This window comes from Candidatus Rokuibacteriota bacterium, assembly GCA_030647435.1.
Lineage (GTDB): Bacteria > Methylomirabilota > Methylomirabilia > Rokubacteriales > CSP1-6 > AR37.
This window is the reverse complement of record JAUSJX010000014.1, coordinates 1-2,997: the sequence shown is the minus strand read 5'-3', so window position 1 is coordinate 2,997 and position 2,997 is coordinate 1. Positions and strand designations below refer to the sequence as shown.

General features: G+C 65.0%; 5 protein-coding genes and 2 pseudogenes. 4 read left to right on the top strand and 3 right to left on the bottom strand.

Features of this window, described 5'->3' with window-relative positions; translation table 11 throughout:
• Nucleotides 1-200 (top strand): ABC transporter substrate-binding protein (locus tag Q7W02_03495; GenBank protein ID MDO8475255.1); only part of this gene is annotated, 200 nt, incomplete at its 5' end.
• Between the two features lie 177 nt (nt 201-377).
• Nucleotides 378-503, top strand: a pseudogene (locus Q7W02_03490) (HupE/UreJ family protein).
• Nucleotides 504-544: 41 nt separating this feature from the next.
• On the opposite strand, the gene Q7W02_03485 reads toward Q7W02_03490, so the two are convergent.
• The 3 genes from Q7W02_03485 to Q7W02_03475 are packed head-to-tail and all read right to left on the bottom strand — an operon-like array spanning nt 545 to nt 1,264.
• The gene (locus tag Q7W02_03485) at nt 545-835 is read right to left on the bottom strand and encodes a hypothetical protein (GenBank protein ID MDO8475254.1); all 291 of its coding nucleotides are present in this window, start codon (nt 833-835) and stop codon (nt 545-547) included.
• Nucleotides 828-1,106 carry a hypothetical protein gene (locus Q7W02_03480; protein ID MDO8475253.1) on the bottom strand — a complete coding sequence of 93 codons (279 nt, stop codon included), beginning with the start codon at nt 1,104-1,106 and terminating at the stop codon, nt 828-830. The genes Q7W02_03485 and Q7W02_03480 overlap by 8 nt, the downstream gene beginning before the upstream one ends.
• Nucleotides 1,103-1,264: a hypothetical protein gene (locus Q7W02_03475; protein MDO8475252.1), complete on the bottom strand. Its 162-nt coding sequence runs from the start codon at nt 1,262-1,264 to the stop codon at nt 1,103-1,105. Before Q7W02_03475 ends, Q7W02_03480 begins: the two co-directional genes overlap by 4 nt.
• 27 nt (nt 1,265-1,291) lie before the next feature.
• On the opposite strand from Q7W02_03475, the gene Q7W02_03470 reads away from it, so the two are divergent.
• Nucleotides 1,292-1,894: an OprD family outer membrane porin gene (locus Q7W02_03470; protein ID MDO8475251.1), complete on the top strand. Its 603-nt coding sequence runs from the start codon at nt 1,292-1,294 to the stop codon at nt 1,892-1,894.
• 279 nt (nt 1,895-2,173) lie between these two features.
• A pseudogene (locus tag Q7W02_03465) lies at nt 2,174-2,728 on the top strand (DUF2252 family protein).
• Nucleotides 2,729-2,997: the final 269 nt, after the last annotated feature.

Below are 2,997 nucleotides of genomic sequence, written 5' to 3'. Positions count from 1 at the left end.
AGGACACGGAAATCCCAGTCTCCTACCGCATGCTCCGCCATGGTGACCGGTGGCTCATCTACGACGTCAGCGCCGAGGGCGTGAGCCTCGTCGCCAACTACCGGACGCAGTTCAACAACATCATCCGGACGTCCTCCTACGCTGCGCTGCTCAAGCGGATGCGGAGCAGGATCGAAGAATTCCGGGCGCCTCAGCGCTGAAGCTTGGAGAGCAGGTAGTCGACGCAGCCGTCGGGCGTGGCCAGGCTCGCGTGAGTGTAGATAACATCAAACCCATACTCAGACACCGGCCGCCCCAGGAGCCGACGGCACAGCCTGGCTGATCGGCGCGGATGTGGCTCAATTGCGAGCGCTGATCCAACTGAGGAACCCTCCGGGGTCGTGGCGTTCACCTTCGGGCTGTTGCACGGACTGGGGTTTGCGGGCGGGTTGAGCGATGCCGGCTTGCAGCAGGGACACATTCCGCTGGCACTGCTGTGTTTCAGCGGCGGCGGCGAGACGGGACCGAGATCAGGAACTGACACTTCATGAGGACTTCTCTTGATTCAACGATACTTACCGCCTTTGAGCAATGCTTTGATTTCGTCGTGGCTGCCCAAAAATGAAACGAAAAGATCGGCAGCCCGGTCTTGGAAGATGAAACGCAACGCCAAGCTCCCGCGACATTCGAAGAGCTTGTTCCCCAATTTGCGGATGGCAAGCCCGCTGTGGATGTGGGGTTGGCCGAAGATCTCGGTTAGCTCACACAACGCCATCAGGCACTCGACCTTTTCGGTCCTAGGCAGCTCCCGTAGCCGTCGTATCACGGCTGGGTCGATGGTCAGAGCCTTAGCCAATCATCTTCCTAAGCTGTTCGGTCGTGACGGTAACCAGTTCTCCAGAGCGTTTGAGCTGCCGGTAGCGTCTGTCCGTGGCCTTTTCCAAGTCTGCGACCTGTTCCGGCGTTGCCCCGTATTCGCGTTGCGCGTAGTCCGCAGATTCTACCGCGACTCTGCGCAGGGCGATGATGTCCGCCCCGCAGATAATCCCGATGTCTTCGCCGCGGGAGGCGGCGGCCAACCACCGGCCGAGATTCTTCTTTGCGTCAGTGATCGTGAGAGTCTTCATATGAACTTTATAAAGGCTCTAATAAGTCTTGTCAAGGCGTCGAACCGGCGGTCGATCTCGGTGAAGCGGCGGCCCAGGAACTCGACGAGCTGTTGGTACTCGGCGGACGTCATGGTCCATGAGTATTCCAGCTCGATGCCCCGTTCACGTGTCTCCATCCGTGCATACGCCGGCGGGCGCCATGCGTGGCTGAGGCCGATGGCTGCGCATGTGCTCTCGAGTTTCGCTCTGCTCATCGCGCTGGCGACACCGCCGGCGGCCTCGTCGGCGCCGCCGAACGCGCCATCTGCGGCCACGGCCCAGCCCCAGGTCCCGCCGACGGCGGAAACGCCGCCACCCAGGCCGGCGGGGCGCGCGTCCAGCTCGTCTACGGAGATCTCACGCTGACGGCGGCCTTCTCGATCACGGGCGCCGGCAACAACGTCCAGACCCCCTGGGGCCTCTACCCGGGCTACCCCCCGATGATCGACCAGGACTTCGACCGCGCCAACGAGAAGGCCTGGGTGATCGGCGCGGCCTACGACTTCTCGAAGCTGCTCACCCCGGGCCTGAGCGCCAACTTCAACTTCGTCTGGGGCGTGGACGCCAGCAATCCGTCCACGCGAAAGACGGCTCCCAACCCGACGGAGCACGACTTCACGGCCGACTACCGCCCCCCCTGGCGCTGGCCGGCCTTCCTCCAAGGACTCTGGGTCCGCGCGCGCGCCGCCGTCCTCGACCAGGAAGACGCCACGCGCACCGGCTACCAGTTCCGCTTGATCCTCAACTGGGATCGGGACCTGCTCTGATGTGGCTCAATTGCGAGCGATGATCCAACCTAAGAAAGAACACAACGATGAGAACCACCCGCACCCAAAGCCTCCTCGCCGCCGCGCTTGCCGCCCGGCGTGACATGGCAAGGGCGGGGATGCCCGATTCGTGCCACGCTCCGGCGCCGGGTCGCGTGGTGTGTGTCGGGCGCCCGTGACCTTGAGCGCTCGTACACTGGAGCGGACGGACGGCATGGCCAGGCTCGCGAGATCGGCCAAGAACGGCCTCGATCGCTCCAGCCCAGGACGAAGCCCTCCTTGGTGTCCCGTCCGTCGCGCGAAGAGCAGTACGCGGAGGGCAAGAGCCTGCGGGAGAAGTACCCGCGCAAGGCGCACGGCGAGTGGAAAGCGCCGGACGGGCGGCCCGATCCCATATCGCTCCTGGAGCAGTCGAACAAGGGACGCGTTCCTGAGCTGATACCCATTCGCCACGGGCGCATGCTGCGGACGCCGTTCACCTTCTACCGGGGCGCGGCGCTGAACAGGGCCGCCGACCTCGCCGGCACGCCGGCCACGGGGCTTCGCGTGCAGGCCTGCGGCGACTGTCACCTGCTCAACTTCGGCGGCTTCGCCACGCCGGAGCGGCGGGTGATCTTCGACATCAACGATCTCGACGAGACCCTGCCGGCTCCCTGGGAGTGGGACGTCAAGCGGCTGGCCGCCAGCGTCATGCTGGCCGGCCGCCACAACGGCTTCATCGAGGCCAGCGGGCGGGATGCGGTGCTCGCCTGCGTGCGGTCCTACCGGGAGCGCATGGCGGAGTTCAGCCAAATGCGGGTGCTGGACCTGTGGTACGCGAGCATCGAGGCCGAGGACCGAGGATAGTCAACATCAACGCCCTCCGGCAGCGGTGGCCCCCCTCGTGGCCCCCGTCCCCGTGACATAATCTCCCATACTCGGACACCGGCCGCCCCAGGAGCCGACGGCACAGCAGCACTGGTGCCCGCTGACCGCCGACCAGCGGAAGGAGTTCATTCCCCTGTTCGCCGACCTGCTCGACCGGGCCTACATGTCCACCATCGAGCGCTACAACGGCGAGCCCATCCAGTACACGGGCGAGCGTGTCGAGGGGGATTTCGCCG